This window comes from Phytobacter sp. V69 (genome assembly GCF_965644215.1).
Lineage (GTDB): Bacteria > Pseudomonadota > Gammaproteobacteria > Enterobacterales > Enterobacteriaceae > Phytobacter.
In genome coordinates this window covers 1-17732 of record NZ_CBFFRL010000009.1, presented here as the reverse complement: position 1 = coordinate 17732, position 17732 = coordinate 1, and the positions used below count along the sequence as shown (strand labels likewise).

Below are 17732 nucleotides of genomic sequence, written 5' to 3'. Positions count from 1 at the left end.
AGGGGATACCTCTGGAGAGTTCTGTGATGAATGACACCATTTATCAACGGATAGAAAACAATGCGCATTACAGGGAGCTCGTCGAAAAGCGGCAACGGTTTGCCTTCATTCTTTCCATCATCATGCTGATTATCTATGTCGGCTTTATCTTGCTGATCGCGTTTGCGCCGGGCTGGCTTGGCACGCCGGTTTCCGAGGGCAGCAGCGTCACGCGCGGTATTCCGATCGGCATTGGCGTGATTGTGATTTCGTTTTTGCTGACCGGCGTGTACGTCTGGCGGGCAAACGGTGAGTTTGATCGTCTGACAAAAACCGTTCTGCAAGAGGTAAAAGCATCATGAAGCGTGTTCTGACGGCGCTCGCCGCCACACTGCCTTTTACGGCCAACGCCGCCGATGCCATTACCGGCGCGGTTCAACGCCAGCCAACCAACTGGCAGGCGATCATCATGTTCCTGATTTTCGTGGCGCTGACGCTCTACATCACTTACTGGGCGTCAAAACGCGTCCGTTCGCGCAGCGACTACTACACGGCGGGCGGCAACATTACCGGCTTCTAGAACGGGCTGGCGATTGCCGGTGACTTTATGTCCGCCGCATCGTTCCTTGGGATCTCCGCGCTGGTTTTCACCTCCGGCTACGATGGCCTGATTTACTCTCTGGGCTTCCTCGTCGGCTGGCCGATTATTCTGTTCCTGATTGCTGAACGCCTGCGTAATCTCGGGCGCTTTACCTTTGCCGATGTGGCCTCGTATCGCCTTAAACAAGGGCCGATTCGTACCCTCTCCGCCTGCGGTTCGCTGGTGGTGGTCGCCCTGTATCTCATCGCGCAGATGGTGGGTGCCGGTAAACTTATCCAGTTACTGTTTGGCCTCAACTACCACGTCGCGGTGGTGCTGGTCGGCGTCCTGATGGTGATGTACGTCCTGTTCGGCGGCATGCTCGCCACCACCTGGGTGCAGATCATCAAGGCCGTGCTGCTGCTGTTCGGCGCAAGCTTTATGGCCTTTATGGTGATGAAGCACGTTGGCTTTAGCTTCAATAACCTGTTTAGTGAAGCGATGGCGGTCCACCCGAAAGGCGAAGCCATTATGCGGCCTGGCGGACTGGTGAAAGATCCGATCTCCGCGCTGTCGCTGGGTCTGGGGCTGATGTTTGGTACCGCTGGCTTGCCGCATATTCTGATGCGCTTCTTCACGGTGTCCGATGCGCGTGAAGCCCGTAAGAGCGTCTTTTATGCCACCGGTTTTATGGGTTACTTCTACATTCTGACCTTTATCATCGGCTTCGGCGCCATCATGCTGGTTGGGGCAAACCCGGCCTTTAAAGATGCGGCAGGCGCACTGATTGGCGGCAATAACATGGCGGCAGTGCATCTGGCCGATGCGGTCGGCGGCAACCTGTTCCTTGGTTTTATCTCCGCCGTGGCCTTCGCCACTATTCTGGCGGTGGTTGCCGGGTTAACGCTGGCGGGTGCATCGGCGGTCTCTCATGACCTCTATGCCAACGTTATCCGCAAAGACGCGACTGAACGTCAGGAGCTGAAAGTCTCGAAAATCACCGTTCTGGTGCTGGGCGTGGTAGCTATCCTGCTAGGTATTCTGTTTGAAAATCAGAACATTGCCTTTATGGTCGGCCTGGCGTTTTCCATCGCAGCGAGCTGTAACTTCCCCATCATTTTGCTCTCCATGTACTGGTCAAAACTGACCACCCGTGGCGCGATGATTGGCGGCTGGCTGGGCCTGCTGACGGCGGTGATTCTGATGATTCTCGGCCCGACCATTTGGGTACAGATCCTCGGCCACGAGAAAGCCATTTTCCCATATGAGTACCCGGCACTGTTCTCTATCGCCGTGGCCTTTATCGGTATCTGGATTTTCTCGATTACCGACAATACGGCAGAAGGCAATCGCGAACGCGAGCAGTTCCGCGCGCAGTTTATCCGTTCACAAACGGGTGTCGGCATCGCGCAGGGCCGCGCGCACTAAGTCCCCTTGCCCCGGCCAACGATGGTCGGGGCAACCTCACAGTTTTTCCCGCCTCTGGTGACAGACATCACCTTTCTCAGCGCATAAAAGCCGATCCTCATCACAATCATTCATACTGTTTTGCAATCAACATCACGCTTTTGCGCGTTCTGCCGTTTTCCGGCATTCAGGTCATCAATGCGAGCACGACAGCCCACTTACGCCCTTTATGCTTATTTCACAGTGACGCATCAAGACTGTCGGCAAAGGTCGCCAGACGCTCCGGGCTGAGCAGCAGCGGCAAAAAGAGCGGGCTGCCGGGCGGCGGATTGTTCACCCAGGCGGCGATGGTTTCGGCATAGTGCAGCAGGGACTGTTGATGCCGTTCGAGCGCCCTGGCAGGCAGCGCATCGTCGCCGTAATGGTCGCGCCACAGCACATCAGTGACAACCTCGGTGACCCGGCTGAACATCTGGCTATAGATATCCGCATTGCGCCAGGCGGCCAGCAGCGTCTCCATGGAATCATCCGGGCAGGTGATTCGCGGTAGCAGCTCACGCAGGGTTTGTACCGCGCTGGACGCCAGGAAGCAGGCGTTTTGTTTTTCCAGCGTAATGAGCTGGCGCTGCTCAACGCCGAGATCGCGATCGTCTGGTGGCATCAGCGGCTGATACGCCTGTAGCCAGTTGGCGCTGCGCGTATCCATATGCAGCAGCTGTTGCGCCTGCGCCAGGCTTTCCGGGATCTGGCTTTGGTAATGCAGGCGTCGCCCCAGCAGATTGGGGGTTTTACACAGCCAGTCGTAGCTGGAATGGAATAACGCGGCAAGGCGGGTTTTATCCTGCGGCTGGCGAAAGCGCAGCCCGTGCTGCTCGGCCCAGTCGTCAAAAACGTGGCCGTGCGTCTGGTTGGCCGCCGCCAGCCCCATCAGGTTGATGGTATTGACCGAATCCATCACCCGGCTGTCCGGCAGCCACTGCCAGCTCACCCGGCAGGTAATGGCTTCGACGGTGTTATCCGTCGCGCCGATGGCCCAGCTCAGCCGCCCGCTGATTTCGTCGGCGAGCCAGCACGGCAGCGCCGTCCAGCCGTAACCGATGCCGAAGAGATCGTATTCGATCCACTTTTTATGATCCGGCAGAGTGACGATATGCGGGTGATTGGCAAAACCGGGGTGGTAGTCGAGCTCCGTGGCTTTGATTGAGGCGCGAACATCATGGGGCAGCGTCGCCAGAACACCCGACAGCTGCTGGCGGGGCCAGGAGTCATCGATAAAATCGCGCAGGATCAGTTTCTTTCCGGCGCCGCGTAGCTGTCGCCAGACCTGACGCAGGCTTTTTTGCCACTCTGCCGTCTGGAATGACGGGGTCGTCAGACTAAGAATAACGCCGCTCAGGTGGGGCAATTCGGTTAATAACGGCGTCAGCGTTGTGGAATAAAAGTGGTTCCAGAAATCCGGCGTGCTTTTTTCATCGAAGGCAAATTCCGGGAATTTACGCTTAATAATATCGTCAGCGGGCGCGGCCTCTCCCTGCAACCAAAAAGACAAATTATTCGCCGCCAGATACTGGTTCACCCGTTTTAAATAGTGCAACGCGTAGTGCTGTTGATGAATGAGGTTTTCCACATTCAACTTCTGACTTAATGGCGAGGGCGTTGCCAGCAGCGAAAATAACTCCTGCTGATGAAGAATGATGCCGGTAAAGCCGTGTTGCTTCGCGCTTTCAACGCCTTGCATCAACCACGGCCAGTGCCAGATAAACGTGCTGTTGAGTTCCATTAATTGATGGGCAATACGTTTCATTACTTCATCCAGGTCATTTGCTCTCATAGATAATAATTGAGGATAGTATGAAAAAATATGCGCTGGTCGGCACAGGTGGGCGCGCCGGATTATATATTTCCGCCATCGGCGGTCAGTGGAAAGACAATGCGCAACTGGTGGCGTTTTGCGATACCAACCAGACGCGAATGCATTACGCCAATAAGTTATTAAAAAATGAAGGTGCAGCCCCGGTATCCACCTGGAAAGCCGCGCAGTTCGAAGAGATGATCCGCGAGACGCGCCCTGACATTATTATCGTCACCACCATGGACAGGACCCATGACGACTATATTGTGCGAGCGCTGAAAGCAGGCTGCGATGTGATCACCGAAAAGCCGATGACTATCGATGAAAAACGGGCGCTGCGCATTCTCGATGCCATTGAAGAGACCGGGCACACCGTGCGCGTGGCCTTTAATTACCGCTATGCGCCGCACCACAGCAAGGTGCGCGAGCTGCTGATGAACAACGCCATTGGCGAGGTTTACTCGGTCCATTTCGAATGGCTGCTCAACACCGAGCACGGCGCGGATTATTTCCGCCGCTGGCACCGGGAAAAACGCAACAGCGGCGGCCTGCTGGTGCATAAATCGACCACCACTTCGACTTGATGAATTTCTGGCTCAACAGTTATCCGGAGCGCGTCTACGCCGAAGGCAGCCTGCGTTTTTACGGCAAAGAGAACGCAGAAAAACGCGGCGTGACCCAGTTTTACCCGCGCGCCCACGGCTATGCGGCGGCCAAAGAGGACCCGTTTGCCCTGCATATGGCCGACAATCCGCAGCTTAAGGCCATCTATCTGGACGCGGAGCATGAAGATAACTACTGGCGGGATCAGAGCGTGTTCAGCGACGGCATCACCATCGAAGATACCCTCTCGGTGCTGGTGAAATACCAGAACCAGTGCCAGCTCAGCTCAGCTATTCGCTGAATACCTATTTGCCCTGGTAAGGACTGAATGTGGTGTTTAACGGCAGTGAAGGCCGACTGGAGATGAAAATCGTCGAGAAATCCTATGTGAACGCCGGGGGCGAGCGGGCGAACGAGGGGAGCCTGGAATCCTGCAATATCAACGTCTTTCCGATGTTTGCCGCCCCCTGGGAGGCCAACTTTACCCTCGGCGAAGGCGGCCACGGCGGCGGCGATAACGCGATGCTGGCGGACCTGTTCGGCACACCTGCCAACGATCCGCTCAAGCGTGCCGCCGATCACCGCGCCGGAGCGATGTCGATCCTGACGGGCATCGCGGGCAATATTTCCATGCAGCAGCAGCGCCCGGTCAATTTCCGTGAATTTGAACTGGTGTCGCGGCTGAAAAAACAGAGCTAAAACATTACTACCGCCACCAGCGGGGCGGCTAATACCATCACCACGCCGGAGAGCATCATCACCAGGCTGGCCACCACGCCCTCCTGCGGGCCAAGCTCGTAGGAGCGCGCCGTCCCCGCGCCGTGGGATGCTGCGCCAAAGCCAGCGCCTTTTGCCATCCCTTCGCGAATGGAGAGGCGCAAAAAGAGCACATCCCCCACCGCCATGCCAAAGACCCCGGTAATCACCACAAACAACGCCACCAGATCCGGCTGCCCGCCCAGCGGTTCTGCCGCAGCCAGCGCAAAGGGCGTCGTCACCGACCGCACCGCCAGGCTGCGTTGGATTTCATCTGGCAGGGTAAATAAACGCGCCAGCCAGACGGAGCTGGTTACCGCGACCAGCGTTGCGGTGATCACGCCAGCGGAAAGGGACATCCAGTGGCGGCGGATCACGGCGAGGTTGTCGTACACCGGCACGGCAAAAGCGATGGTCGCCGGGCCTAACAGCCACAGCAGCCAGTGGGATTCACCGATGTAGCGCTGCCAGGAGATATGCCCGAAGACCAGGATCAGCACCAGCAATATCGGGGTGAACACCAGTGGCATCAGCGGGAGTTTATGAAACCGGCGATACAGGCGCTTATTGAGAAAATAGATGACCAGCGTCATGACCAGGCAGAGCATGCTCAGGGCGAAATCACTCATGTTTGAGCCTGCTGAGTTCAAAGCGATACACCTTATCCACCACCCAGGCCGTGACCCCCAGCACCCGCAGCGTGCTCAGAGCGATGACGGCAAAAATACGCCAGCCTTCCACCATCAGAAGCTGCGTGTAGTTCACCACCGCCACAACGGCAGGCACAAAGAACAGCAGCATTTCGGCCAGCAGCCAGCGCGCACCTGCCTGCACCCAGTTAAGCGGAACCACCCGGCATAAAATCAGCACCAGCATCATGAGCATGCCAACCAGGTTGGCGGGAAGGGGAAGATGCAGCCACTGCACCAGATATTGCGCCACGATAAACAGCCCGGCATAGAGGACAACCTGAACCGGAACCTGCAGTCGACGCACAATGGCAGGCGTAATACGACCTAACGTCAATACCACACTTAATTCTCGCGAAAATGAGACAGAGAGCACAGTATAGGGAGCCACTGCTGCGTACTGAAATGAATTAAACTCATCGCATGCATAGTTTAAAGGAATAATTATGGACATCAGAACGCTGCGTTATTTTGTGGAAGTGGTGCGCCAGCAAAGTTTCACTCGCGCAGCGGAGCGGTTGTTCGTTACCCAGCCGACGATCAGTAAGATGCTGAAAAACCTGGAAGATGAGCTGAACTGTACGCTGCTCATTCGCGACGGGCGCAAATTACTCCTCACCGATACCGGGCGCGTGGTATTCGAGCGTGGGCTGGCTATCCTCGCCGAGTTTCGCCAGCTCGAGGCAGAGCTTGGCGATATCAATCACTTAAATAAAGGACTGCTGCGCCTGGGGATCCCCCCGATGGTCGGCATGCTGATGGCCGGTCCGATCGGTCTGTTTCGTCAGCGCTACCCCGGTGTTGAGCTGAAAATCTCCGAGTTTGGCGGCCTGACGGTCCAACAGGCGGTCACCAACGGTGAATTGGATCTGGCGATGACCGCCCTGCCCGTCGAGGAGGACAGCGGCCTGTCCACCCTGCCGCTGTTCAGCCACCCGCTGTGCGTGCTGATGCCGCGCTCCGGCGACTGGCTCAGCGTTCAATCCATCACGCCAGAACAGCTGGCCGGGCATCCGCTGCTTATCTACAACGAAGATTTCGCCCTTAGCCGCCAGTTGATGCAGCTCTTTAACGAACATGGCGTGAAGCCGCGTATCGCCGTGCGTAGCGGACAGTGGGATTTCCTGGCTGCGATGGTGCAGGCCGGCGTGGGGATCGCAATTTTGCCGGAGCCTATTTGCCAACGGCTGGATAAACAGACGCTGCGCTGGGTTCCGCTGGAGAGCGATTTACGCTGGCATCTGGGTATGATCTGGCGCGAAGGGAGCTATTTGTCCCGCAGCGCGCAGGCCTGGCTACAGTGTTGTGAAGGGTTCTGGGTAAATACGAATTTTGCGGATTTGCCGCTGAGCGAAGGGAAGATATAGCCCGAGCGGGGGAATGTCCCGGATACGGCGTAAACGCCTTATCCGGGCTACGCATGGTGTAGCCCTGGTAAGCGCAGCGCCACCGGGGGAATGTCCCGGATGCGGCGTAAACGCCTTACCAGGGCTGCAAAATCGATGAGGCGTTGACGGCTGACCGGGGCCGCCCGCAGGGCAGCGGGCGGAGGGGATAGCCTACAAGGACGTAGGCTGGTCCCCGACCCGAAAGTCAGACGGCATAAGACGAGTGGACCGCGAAGCGGCGATTTTCCTGGCCGGGAGCCCGGGTCGCCAGGGTGGTGGCGATGAGCCACCCTGGCACGTTCACGGGTTCTGTCGCGATAGAAAAGCAAAGAACATAAGGTGAACGGAATGACCACCAAAGCCGCATTTTCCCTCTCACCAAGGCCCTCTCCCTCAGGGAGAGGGAACTGACCGTGCTCACATTTTTTGTGGGGATCCCTCACCCTATGGAGAGAAGGAATGGGTGAGGGGAAAACCTACTTATTCTCTATCAGCAGTGCTTCCAGCAAATCGAGATCGTGCAGCATCTTTTGCAGCGTCTCATTGCTGATTTGCCGCGTTGCGCGCAGGTGGTAAAGCTCCGCGCGTTCCGCACGCAGGGCCGCCAGGCGGAAACGGCGTTCAAGGTTCTCTTCCAGCAGCGAGCTTTCCGCGTTGTTACGCCCATCCGCTCGACGACGCAGATTACCAATCACCCTGGAACTCACTTCGGTAAGCAGCTGGTTATCAATGTTCTCTTCCGCATCGGCCGCCATACGCTCTTCCATTTTCTGAATCGCGACAATCGCCACTTCGGCAATGGTCGCCCGCGCCAGACGCTCCTCATTGTGCTGCTGGGAGTGGTCACGCACTTCAATATGCTGCAGCAGAGACGGTAACGCTACGACGCCAACAAACAGCGAGAACAGAATCACCCCGGCGGCGAGGAACACCAGCTCATAACGCGCCGGGAAACCGACACCATCGGGTAAAAACAGCGGGATAGACAGCACACCGGCCAGGGTAATCGCACCGCGCACACCCGCGAAGGTGGCAATCAGCAGCTCACGCGTACTCCAGGAACCGAACTCCATCGGCTTCTTGTGCAAAAAGCGCTGACTGAAATTTTTCATCGTCCACAGCCAGCCAAAACGCACCAGCATCAGCGCACAGTAAATCAGCACGATGTCGGTAAACAGCATCCAGGTTTCCACGTTCGGATCGGCTTCTGCCGCCACCAGCGAAGACTCCAGGATGCCTGGCAGTTGCAGACCTAACAGCAGGAACACCATGCCGTTAAAGACAAACTCCAGCATCGCCCAGGTGCTGTTGGCACGCAGACGCATGGCGAGCGGCGCAGTACGCATCACGCCAGAACGGGTGATAGTCATACCGGCGGCAACCGCCGCGAGGATACCGGAAAAGCCAATGTGTTCCGCAATCAGGTAAGAGGCGAACGGTAGCAGGAAAAGCAGCACGATCTGCGTGGCCGGTTCATCACCGCCCCAGCGGCTCAGAAAGCGCAGTGAACGACCGTACAGCCAGCTCACCACGAACCCGGCGAGAATACCGCCAATCGCCACCTTAAAGAATTCAACCGTCGCACCGCCGATGGTAAAGACCATCGTGCCCATCGCCACGGCAACCGCGAATTTCAGCGAGACCAGGCCGGATGCGTCATTCATCAACGCTTCACCCTGCAAAATCCCCATGATTTTTTTCGGAATACGCCCTTCCCCAACGATGCCAGAAAGCGCCACCGCATCGGTAGGCGACAGCACGGCCGCGAGGGCAAAAGCCGGAACCAGAGGAATGCCCGGCACCAGCCAGTAAATCAAAAAACCTATCCCAACGACGGTGACCACCACCAGCGCCAGCGCCAGGCCAAAGATCTCCCGACCATGCTCAAGGAACTCACGAGTGGGCGTTTTCCAGCCATCAGCGAACAGTAACGGCGGAATAAACAGAACGAGGAATAACTCCGGATCAAACTCCACATGCAGCCCAAACGTGGGGATTGCCAGCAGCGCACCGATGGCGATTTGCATAAGCGGGAGTGGGATTTGAAATGGCATTACACGTGTGACAACGCCCGAAAGCGAAACCACTAAGGTCATGATGAAGATGGTAAAAAAGATTTCCATGCGTTCCCTGTTTGCGATGTTCTTATTAAAGCGTCTTGCCTTGAGGATAGAACATTCAGCTTAACGTAAAGGAAACAGGATGTGCGTAAAAAATGAAAACGGGCGGCCTGAGCCACCCGTTTTGCAAAATACGTGGGGAAATTAGATTGCCCAGCCGCCTGCGTAGAAGATAACCAGCGCCAGGGCGATAACCACGGTGCCGATATTCAGTTTGCGGAAATCACCTGAAACCACGCGGCCAATCACCAGAGAGGCGAAGCCAATCATGATGCCGGTAACGATGTTACAGGTCAGCACGATGAATACCGCGGTGATCAGGCCAGACATCGCGTCAACGAAGTCAGCAAAGTCGATTTTCGCTACGTTGCTCAGCATCAGCAGGCCTACGTACATCAGCGCTGGCGCGGTCGCGTACGCCGGAACCAGGTAGGAGAGCGGAGAGAGGAACAGAATCAGCAGGAACAGCACGCCAACGGTGATGGCTGTCAGGCCGGTTTTACCGCCCGCCGCCGTACCCGCTGCAGACTCGATGTACACCGCAGCAGGCGCTGCGCCCACCAGACCGGAGAACACGCTGCTCAGGGAATCGGTGGTCAGCGCTTTGCCGCCATCGATGATTTGGCCATCTTTATCCAGCAGGTTCGCCTGACCGGCTACCGCACGGATAGTCCCGGTGGCATCGAACACCGCGGTCATCACCAGCGCCAGTACGCTTGGCAGAACAACCGGGTTCAGCGCGCCCACGATATCCAGGCTACCGATCAGAGAGTTGCCTTTGTCATCGCTCAGCGACGGCATAGCGAAGATGCCGGAGAAGTGTACGGCCGGATCAAAAATCAGGCCCACTATCGACACACCGATGATGGTCAGCAGGATGCCACCCGGCACTTTCAACTTTTCCAGGCCGATAATGACCGCAAGGCCAATCAGCGACATGATCACCGGGAAGCTGGCGAAGTGACCCAGCGCAACCGGCAGGCCGTCCAGCGGATTCTTGACAACCAGGCCCACGCCGTTCGCCGCGATCAGCAGCAGGAACAGGCCGATACCGATACCGGTGCCGTGCGCAACGCCCTGCGGCAGGTTGCGCAGGATCCAACTACGGATGCCCGTAGCAGAAATGACGGTGAACAACACACCCATCAGGAACACAGCGCCCAGGGCGACCGGAACGCTGATGTGCTGGCCCAGCACCAGACTGAACGCGGTGAACGCGGTCAGGGAGATGGCGCAACCGATAGCCAGCGGCAGGTTTGCCCACAGGCCCATCACGATCGAACCTACACCAGCAACCAGACAGGTAGCAACGAACACCGCAGCTGGCGGGAAGCCCGCTTTACCGAGCATGCCAGGCACGACGATAACGGAATAGACCATTGCCAGAAACGTGGTTAAACCAGCAACCACTTCCTGACGGACAGTACTGCCGCGAGCAGAAATTTTAAATAAGGCGTCAAGCGAACCGCCGGTACGCGCTGAAGGCGTAGACATAGGAAACATCCCCTGAGAGTTTTTATCTTTCGTTGATATGCGTGGCGGACAGTGTCCACTGCCTGTTAATCGTCGTCTCCCTGAGCTGCGTTGTGACGAAGGGGTGTCACAAAAAGCAAACGATTAACTCCGCGCATACAAAACGGTTGGTCAAAAAAGGCAAACGATTATCCAGCGTTTAGATACCGCTTTTCAACTGAACTTTGCCGCTTTTTGCTAATTTTCACTTATGACGACGAAGAAATAACCGACTGATGCGCAAACGTTATCGTCCCTGCGCAACTTTGCAACATTTCACGATCATTATTACGCACCAGGAAGATCAAAAGGACCACCCTGCTCGATCGCCCGCTGCCAGGCCGGACGTGTTTCCACTCTCTTTTTCCAGGACTGCGTATGCGGAAGATCAGCAATACCACCCCGGGAAAGCAGCGCGAAAATTGGGAAGCTCATCTGAATGTCGGCCATGCTGGGCTGCTCTCCGGCAAACCAGGGCTGTTTAGCCAGATGCGACTCAATATAGCGCGCGTGGGTTTCAATCTGTTTGTTCAGCCAGCTCTTCTGGATGCCCTGACCGAGCACTTTGCCCACCGTCCGAATACCGAAGGGGACCGGTGGCTTGCCGAGGCTGCTAAAGACCAACTTCATCAGCAGTAAAGGCATCAGCGATCCTTCTGCGTAGTGCAGCCAAAAGCGATACTGCTGGCGCGGCTCTAAATCCAGAGGCTTGAGCTGCGCGCTGGTATCGTAGGTCTCCTGCAAGTATTCCAGGATGGCTCCGGATTCGGCGATGATCAGGCCATCATCCTCAAGCACCGGCGATTTGCCCAGCGGGTGCACTTTTTTAAGCGACGCCGGGGCAAGCATGGTTTTTTCACGTTGATAATGAATGATTTGATACGGCAGACCGAGTTCCTCCAGCGCCCACAGGATGCGCTGAGAACGGGACTGATTAAGATGGTGGACCTTGAGCATGGCGGGCTCCCGCAGAGTTATTCGAATTAACTATAGAGAAGCCTGCCCTTTGGATGAAAAATTTCCTAAAAAAATCTGTCATCATGTGGCGAAATTTTCACCATTGCCTAGACTAAAAGTGTCAGCACAATCCGGAACCTCCAACATACTGAGGGGTGCTGATGTCGGGGGAAACCCTCCCATAACAGAATGGGATAGAGAGAAAGACAAAGACCGGACCGACTAAAGCGCCCCAGTTGGGCGCTTTAGTTTTTTGTATTGCTTAGATAGTCGCCCCGGTAAGCTTCAGCACCACCGGGGAAATGTCGGATGCGTTGCGCTTATCCGACCTACAAATACAGACCCGTAGCCCCGGTAAGCGTCAGCGCCACCGGGGGAATGTCGGATGCGCTGCGCTTATCCGACCTACGAAACAGGCCCGTAGCCCCGGTAAGCGTCAGCGCCACCGGGGGATAAGACATCACTGCGGCTAATCCTCTTCCAGCAGTCGTGCCCCGGTTCCCTGCGCGCCTAACTGATCCCCAGGGTTTCGCAACGGACAATCACTACGCGACAGACAGCCGCAGCCGATACAACCGTCCAGCTCATCGCGCAGCGCCACCAACGTGTGAATACGTCTGTCCAGTTCCTCACGCCACTGGGACGAAAGGTGCTTCCACTCCTTCTTACTCAGCGTGTGCCCTTCCGGTAACACACCAAAGGCATCGCCGATGGTCGCCAGAGGAATACCGATGCGCTGGGCAATTTTAATGATCGCCACATAGCGCAGCACATCACGCGCATAGCGCCGTTGATTACCGCCATTGCGGGTGCTTTTAATAAGCCCTTTGCTCTCATAAAAATGCAGCGCGGAAACGGCCACCCCGCTGCGCTTCGCCACTTCGCCGGGGGTGAGCAGCGCTTTGATACGCGGTGTTTTCTTTTCCATAAAACCTCTTTACCTCAAGTTAACTTGAGGAATTATACTCCCCCGCAGACAAAACGACGAATCGAGAAAGAGGCAGCTCTATGTCCCATCAGCAAATTATTCAGACCCTTACGGAATGGATTGATGAACATATCGACCAACCGTTGAACATTGATGTGGTCGCCAGAAAGTCAGGATATTCAAAGTGGTATCTGCAGAGAATGTTTCGTACCGTGATGCATCAAACGCTAGGCGATTACATTCGTCAGCGCCGTCTGCTGCTGGCTGCGGAAGCGCTGCGTACTACGCGGCGTCCCATTTTTGATATCGCGATGGATTTGGGCTACGTTTCGCAACAAACGTTTTCACGCGTGTTTCGTCGGGAGTTCGATCGGACCCCCAGCGACTATCGTCACCATGCGTAACTGTCGCCGGGAAGATTACTTTAGTGAAGGTGGCTGCGCGACCCAGGCTTTAAATTCCTGCGGTGGCAGTGCCTTCGCAAAATGCCATCCCTGACAGTACTGCACGCCACGCTTAAGTAACCAGGTTACCTGCTCCGCCGTCTCTACCCCTTCCGCGATAATTTTCAGGCGCAGACTGTGTGCCATCTCAATGATGTGCTCGGCGATCAGGTGGCTGGTGCTGTTGGTCGTCAGCGTATCGATAAAGGATTTATCGATCTTTAAGATGTCGACGTTGAGTGAGTACAGGTTGTGCAAGTTCGAGTAACCGGTGCCAAAATCGTCGATCGCCACCTCATAACCTGCCTGGCGAAATGCCTGAATAACCGGCGTGGTTTTGGGCACATCAATAAATCCGCGTTCGGTTACTTCGATTTTAATTTGCTCTGCGCGAACCGAGTGTTCCTTGGTTTTATTGGAAATGAGCGCAATCAGGCGAGAAGAATGGAAATCCGCTGCTGACAAATTGATCGAAATATAAAGATGTGGCCATGCCGCTAAGAATTCGCCTAGATCACTGAAGACTTCATCAACGACATAATCGGTAACGCGTTCAATCATCCCTTCTTTTTCTGCCAGCGGAATGAATTCCGCCGGGCTCATTACCGGTCCGTTAAAACCCGGCCAGCGCAATAATGCTTCTGCGCCTACGCATTGGCCGTTTTTGATATCAATAATGGGCTGGTAATGAAGTTGAAGCTGATGTTTGGTTAACGCTCTGTGGAACATTCGACGCGGAGAGTTAAACTCCTGCCGTGTTCGCGACCACATCAATAAAATAATAATGCTACAGATCATGCCTAGCGGCAGCGTTAACGTCGCCTGATGATAAAGGTACTGAAAATAACTGTCGCTGGAGGTGGAAACAATGATCGCAATCGGGCGTTTATCAGAATGGGCTATGGTGTAAAAACGGTTACCTTGTTGAAAGGTAAGATCATTTTTACGAACAAGTTTGTCCAGCGTCTGTAAGTCGGCCTGCTCGCTGACGGAAAAAAAGAGGTCGGTGACCGTGTCGTATATACCGTATGCCAGCGTGCTGTCGTCCGACATAACTTCGCTGTAGGAAAGCGGATTTACCACCGCAACATAATTTCCCTGCTGCATATAGACCATTTTATATCCAGGATAAAACGGTGTATCGCGGTAGTAATAAATAGAAACAGCAGGTTTACGTTTATACTCGGCAGGCGAAATAGCATACGATTGCGCAGGGGTAAGAGCCGAAGAGCATAAAAACTGCTCGCCACGCGCGTATATTAAATCGGCGACATACAGGCTACCGCGAATGATATTGAGCATGTAATCGCGATGCTCAGGGGAACAAACTTGTCCGTGATATTTTTCGGCGGCGCTTCGGGCCTGGTCCACTTGCCCGATAACGAGTTCAGTTTTATCTAATGCCAGCTGCGCAAAAGAACGCAGATGATTACCTGTTTCTTTTACTGCACGGATGTGAGCAAACCATAGCGACAGCATCACCGGTAGGAGCACTACCATGATGATCCCGACGAGTCTCAGCACCTTACGATGCGCGCTATGATTCATTTCCGCCTATATCCCTGCATTTAGTGTGCCTGTAATGAAGGCAGGATGCTTTGATAAACAGGTGATTACGTTGCATGAATCATACGACATTAGCAACTTACTTTTTTCATTAAAAACCTAATATTTGGTTATGACGATAATATTTGCCCGTAAGGCAAACTAAAAGTATGCGTTGTGTTTATATTAAGGAAAATATTTATCCAGTCGCTTGGCAAGGTTTTTAGTTTACGCAACAGACAATAGTTGGTTAAGTCAAACTCCCCACAGGATAAAAAAAAGACAGGCCAATCGGGTATTTTTTCATCTATTGCGCAACCTCCCGGAAGGGGGCTGGGAATAATTATAGAAATGCTTCTGAGATCACAGTCCGGCTACGTCCGGTGCGCTTCGCATCGTACAGCGCATTGTCCGCAAGCGTAAGCAAAACTGAAGTATCGGACACGCCTCCGGTCACAAACACGACACCCGCACTGAAGGATAAGGCTATCTTTTCACCGCCATTAAAGAGAGGTTTATCGGTAAGCGCTGAGCGAATTTTTTGACTAAAACGCAGCGCTGCCTGGCCGTCAGTTTGCGGTAGCAAAATCAGAAATTCCTCACCCCCCAAACGACCCAGTGAGTACTCCGGAATGCTGAGCTCACGAATTTTCTCACAAAAATGGAGCAACGCGGCATCTCCCGTCAGGTGTCCCCAGCGATCGTTGATGCTTTTAAAGTGGTCCAGGTCAAGCATCAGGATACTGAAATGGCTGCCGGGATCGCCCGGTTCACAGGCAATCATGGCCTCTTTGAACTGCCGTAGAATAGAGAAACGGTTAAAGCATCCCGTCAGATCATCGGTCGTGGCTTTCACCGCCAGCTGCTGCTCGGCCTTCTTACGTTCGGTGATATCCAGCCCAATGCTCAGGATGGTTTTATCCGGGAGCAAAATATTTGACCACAATACGGTCAAAACTTCGCCTGTGCGCCTGACCGGGTGCCATTCGTACATATCCACGGCTGGTGACGCGCTGACGGAGGCCCTAATCTGGTGGCGAACATCGTCATCCGGGAAAACAACGCTAATGGATCAGGTTGACAGTTTAGCTCCTCAATTGTCCAGCCAAACAGGCGTTCGCACTCCCCATTCCACATTATGCAGCGGTTATTTTTATCGAATGAATTCATTAACACAGGGGCGCGATCAAATAAGGCTTTATATTGCGCAACGATACGCTGCATCTCTCTGGCCATACGCTCTCTGGCAATAATTTCGTCGAGATAGTCTTTCAATTTCTCAACAAGAATGATCACCACACTTTTAATAATATCCATTGATGCTAATGGCTGCGAAAACGCCAAAAAGAAATAGCCTTCGACACCAGGAGAGGTTGAGATTAATTTGCAGAGAATGCCGCTATGAAATTTATCAGCGGCCTGGTGTGTGGGGGAAAATAATATTGTACCGACCTGTCTTCTCCAGCAAATAACTCTCCAGGCATGCTGATGACGCCGCAACTGTGACTGTTCCAGGAAGGTTTGTGCATCTTTCAGGGTGCATGGAATCTGCCCTGCGCTCGCATGCTGGAACTCTCCGTCCTGTTCAATCACCACCCACGAAAGTGTTGAACCTACGGAACTATTAATTGCCTGTAAAATGTCTTTTAGCGTGCGTTGTGCAGTCAACCACGGCATCAACTTCGCAAGGATAGTAAGCGCCATTGCGCCGTCATCCAAAGGAATGGCGGTATTCTCTTTTTTCATTTTTTTCAGTCACAGATGATTAAACACCGGACCATACCCACAATAAGCCGTGCAGCAAAAAACGAAAAGCTAAATTCAGATGACCAACGCTGATTTAGAGAAAATGCAGCGAAATGCGTTTAAAAGACGCCAGTTGAGGATATATCCATTAAGGTCAGAAATTCGAATATTTGCATTCAGATATATATAACTATTCGATCAAGAATAATCGATGTTCCCAAAACTGCCAACTCCGGGAAAATATACTGAAAATCATAACATTAGTATCTTAATGAATTTAATAGAATTCTTGTCCCCCATAGCAAAAAGTTATCGTCCGGTTTAAGGCCGCCTTCTCCCGGCAAAATGACACTTTGCATAGAAAATTTTGCTCATTTGCACACTGGCTAATAAAAGAACAAATGTGATATAGTTCACACATTCTTGAGACAGGGAACGCTGTTTCAACTTATAACGTTACTTCTGCAGATTTTCTGCGCCTGCACACATCGCTCAGGCTCATGGCTTCACCCCTGTGCCTGAAAGTTTTTCTTTCGAGGATTGTTTTCATGGCTACATTAACCACCAGCGTTGTTCTTCTTCGCTGGCAGATACTGAGCGCTGTGCTGATGTTTATGGCCAGCACATTGAACATTCGCTTTCGTAAAGCAGATTACATCGGTCTTGCTGTGATCAGCAGCGGCTGTGGTCTGGTGGCGGCCTGCTGGTTCGCGACGGGGCTGCTGGGCATTACGATGGTCGATGTCCATGCCGTCTGGCACAACGTCATTAACATCATGACGGAGATGTCAGAGAAATCGTCCCCCGAATGGCCGATGGTCATTACCTGATAGTCGCCATTCCTTGATAAAAAAGCTCCTGCCTGGAGCTTTTTTATTACCCAAAACACGGCTCTTTTTAACAAGGCACTGCTGTTGCCATCCTTAACGCACTCTTAATTAGCCATAAGGACGTAACCATTCTGGGTTAAATTATATAGGCTGCTAATTAACACTGACTTTATCATTATTTTTAAATAATATCCGCTTGAGTAAAGAAATATATATTTAGCCAAAGTGCTTTACAAATAAATAGGTCGAAACCCCGCAAATCGTTGCCACAACAAGCGCAAATAAAATCAACAATATCAGCTTCTTGCCACTATAAATCCCTAGATAGTGTCGTCACGAGGATAAAAATCATTGATAATAGGGCCTTCTAATCAGAAGGCCCTATTATCATGACTAT

Annotated in this window: 15 protein-coding genes and 2 pseudogenes; 6 read left to right on the top strand and 11 right to left on the bottom strand. The window is 53.7% G+C overall.

The window, feature by feature from the left end; all coding sequences use genetic code 11:
* The first annotated feature begins 26 nt into the window (after positions 1–26).
* Both ACSZPU_RS02460 and actP read left to right on the top strand, forming a co-directional pair.
* Positions 27–341, top strand: coding sequence for a DUF485 domain-containing protein (locus ACSZPU_RS02460; RefSeq protein ID WP_498995114.1), 315 nt, complete (start codon positions 27–29; stop codon positions 339–341).
* A pseudogene (actP, locus tag ACSZPU_RS02455) lies at positions 338–1987 on the top strand (cation/acetate symporter ActP). The gene ACSZPU_RS02460 and the pseudogene actP overlap by 4 nt, the downstream one beginning before the upstream one ends.
* 217 nt (positions 1988–2204) lie before the next feature.
* Here actP and ACSZPU_RS02450 read toward each other — a convergent pair.
* Entirely contained in the window at positions 2205–3770 is a 1566-nt protein-coding gene (locus ACSZPU_RS02450; protein WP_498995112.1) for a hypothetical protein, read from the bottom strand.
* A 47-nt stretch (positions 3771–3817) separates the two neighbouring features.
* On the opposite strand from ACSZPU_RS02450, the pseudogene ACSZPU_RS02445 reads away from it, so the two are divergent.
* Positions 3818–5120: pseudogene (locus ACSZPU_RS02445) on the top strand (Gfo/Idh/MocA family protein).
* Here ACSZPU_RS02445 and ACSZPU_RS02440 read toward each other — a convergent pair.
* Entirely contained in the window at positions 5117–5806 is a 690-nt protein-coding gene (locus ACSZPU_RS02440; RefSeq protein ID WP_498995109.1) for an LrgB family protein, read from the bottom strand. The pseudogene ACSZPU_RS02445 and the gene ACSZPU_RS02440 overlap by 4 nt on opposite strands.
* A complete protein-coding gene (locus ACSZPU_RS02435) occupies positions 5799–6209 on the bottom strand; it encodes a CidA/LrgA family protein (RefSeq protein ID WP_498995107.1) in 411 nt (136 codons plus the stop codon). The genes ACSZPU_RS02440 and ACSZPU_RS02435 overlap by 8 nt, the downstream gene beginning before the upstream one ends.
* A 103-nt stretch (positions 6210–6312) precedes the next feature.
* Here ACSZPU_RS02435 and ACSZPU_RS02430 point away from each other — a divergent pair, with 103 nt between their 5' ends.
* A complete protein-coding gene (locus ACSZPU_RS02430; RefSeq protein WP_498995104.1) occupies positions 6313–7233 on the top strand; it encodes a LysR family transcriptional regulator in 921 nt (306 codons plus the stop codon).
* Between the two features lie 497 nt (positions 7234–7730).
* Here the strand turns inward: ACSZPU_RS02430 and ACSZPU_RS02425 are convergent, their stop codons facing one another.
* From ACSZPU_RS02425 to soxR, 5 genes are all read right to left on the bottom strand, one after another.
* Positions 7731–9377: a Na+/H+ antiporter gene (locus tag ACSZPU_RS02425; RefSeq protein WP_498995102.1), complete on the bottom strand. Its 1647-nt coding sequence runs from the start codon at positions 9375–9377 to the stop codon at positions 7731–7733.
* Positions 9378–9518: 141 nt separating this feature from the next.
* Entirely contained in the window at positions 9519–10868 is a 1350-nt protein-coding gene (gene ghxP, locus ACSZPU_RS02420; RefSeq protein ID WP_498995100.1) for a guanine/hypoxanthine transporter GhxP, read from the bottom strand.
* 306 nt (positions 10869–11174) lie between these two features.
* A complete protein-coding gene (locus ACSZPU_RS02415) occupies positions 11175–11843 on the bottom strand; it encodes a glutathione S-transferase family protein (protein WP_498995098.1) in 669 nt (222 codons plus the stop codon).
* 329 nt (positions 11844–12172) lie between these two features.
* The gene (locus ACSZPU_RS02410) at positions 12173–12304 is read right to left on the bottom strand and encodes a hypothetical protein (RefSeq protein WP_498995095.1); all 132 of its coding nucleotides are present in this window, start codon (positions 12302–12304) and stop codon (positions 12173–12175) included.
* An 8-nt stretch (positions 12305–12312) separates the two neighbouring features.
* On the bottom strand, positions 12313–12771 hold the full coding sequence (soxR, locus tag ACSZPU_RS02405) for a redox-sensitive transcriptional activator SoxR (RefSeq protein ID WP_498995094.1): 459 nt from the start codon (positions 12769–12771) through the stop codon (positions 12313–12315).
* 80 nt (positions 12772–12851) lie between these two features.
* Between soxR and soxS the strand changes: the two genes are divergently transcribed.
* Complete coding sequence (gene soxS, locus ACSZPU_RS02400; RefSeq protein ID WP_047372175.1) at positions 12852–13175, top strand: superoxide response transcriptional regulator SoxS; 324 nt, start codon at positions 12852–12854, stop codon at positions 13173–13175.
* Positions 13176–13190: 15 nt separating this feature from the next.
* Here soxS and pdeC read toward each other — a convergent pair whose 3' ends face one another.
* From pdeC to ACSZPU_RS02385, 3 genes are all read right to left on the bottom strand, one after another.
* Positions 13191–14762: a cyclic di-3',5'-guanosine monophosphate phosphodiesterase PdeC gene (gene pdeC / locus ACSZPU_RS02395; protein WP_498995091.1), complete on the bottom strand. Its 1572-nt coding sequence runs from the start codon at positions 14760–14762 to the stop codon at positions 13191–13193.
* Between the two features lie 340 nt (positions 14763–15102).
* Positions 15103–15714, bottom strand: coding sequence for a GGDEF domain-containing protein (locus tag ACSZPU_RS02390; RefSeq protein ID WP_498995089.1), 612 nt, complete (start codon positions 15712–15714; stop codon positions 15103–15105).
* Positions 15711–16505 carry a PAS domain S-box protein gene (locus tag ACSZPU_RS02385; protein ID WP_498995087.1) on the bottom strand — a complete coding sequence of 265 codons (795 nt, stop codon included), beginning with the start codon at positions 16503–16505 and terminating at the stop codon, positions 15711–15713. The genes ACSZPU_RS02390 and ACSZPU_RS02385 overlap by 4 nt, the downstream gene beginning before the upstream one ends.
* Before the next feature lie 548 nt (positions 16506–17053).
* On the opposite strand from ACSZPU_RS02385, the gene ACSZPU_RS02380 reads away from it, so the two are divergent.
* The gene (locus tag ACSZPU_RS02380; protein WP_498995086.1) at positions 17054–17335 is read left to right on the top strand and encodes a YjcB family protein; all 282 of its coding nucleotides are present in this window, start codon (positions 17054–17056) and stop codon (positions 17333–17335) included.
* The last annotated feature ends 397 nt before the right edge of the window (positions 17336–17732 follow it).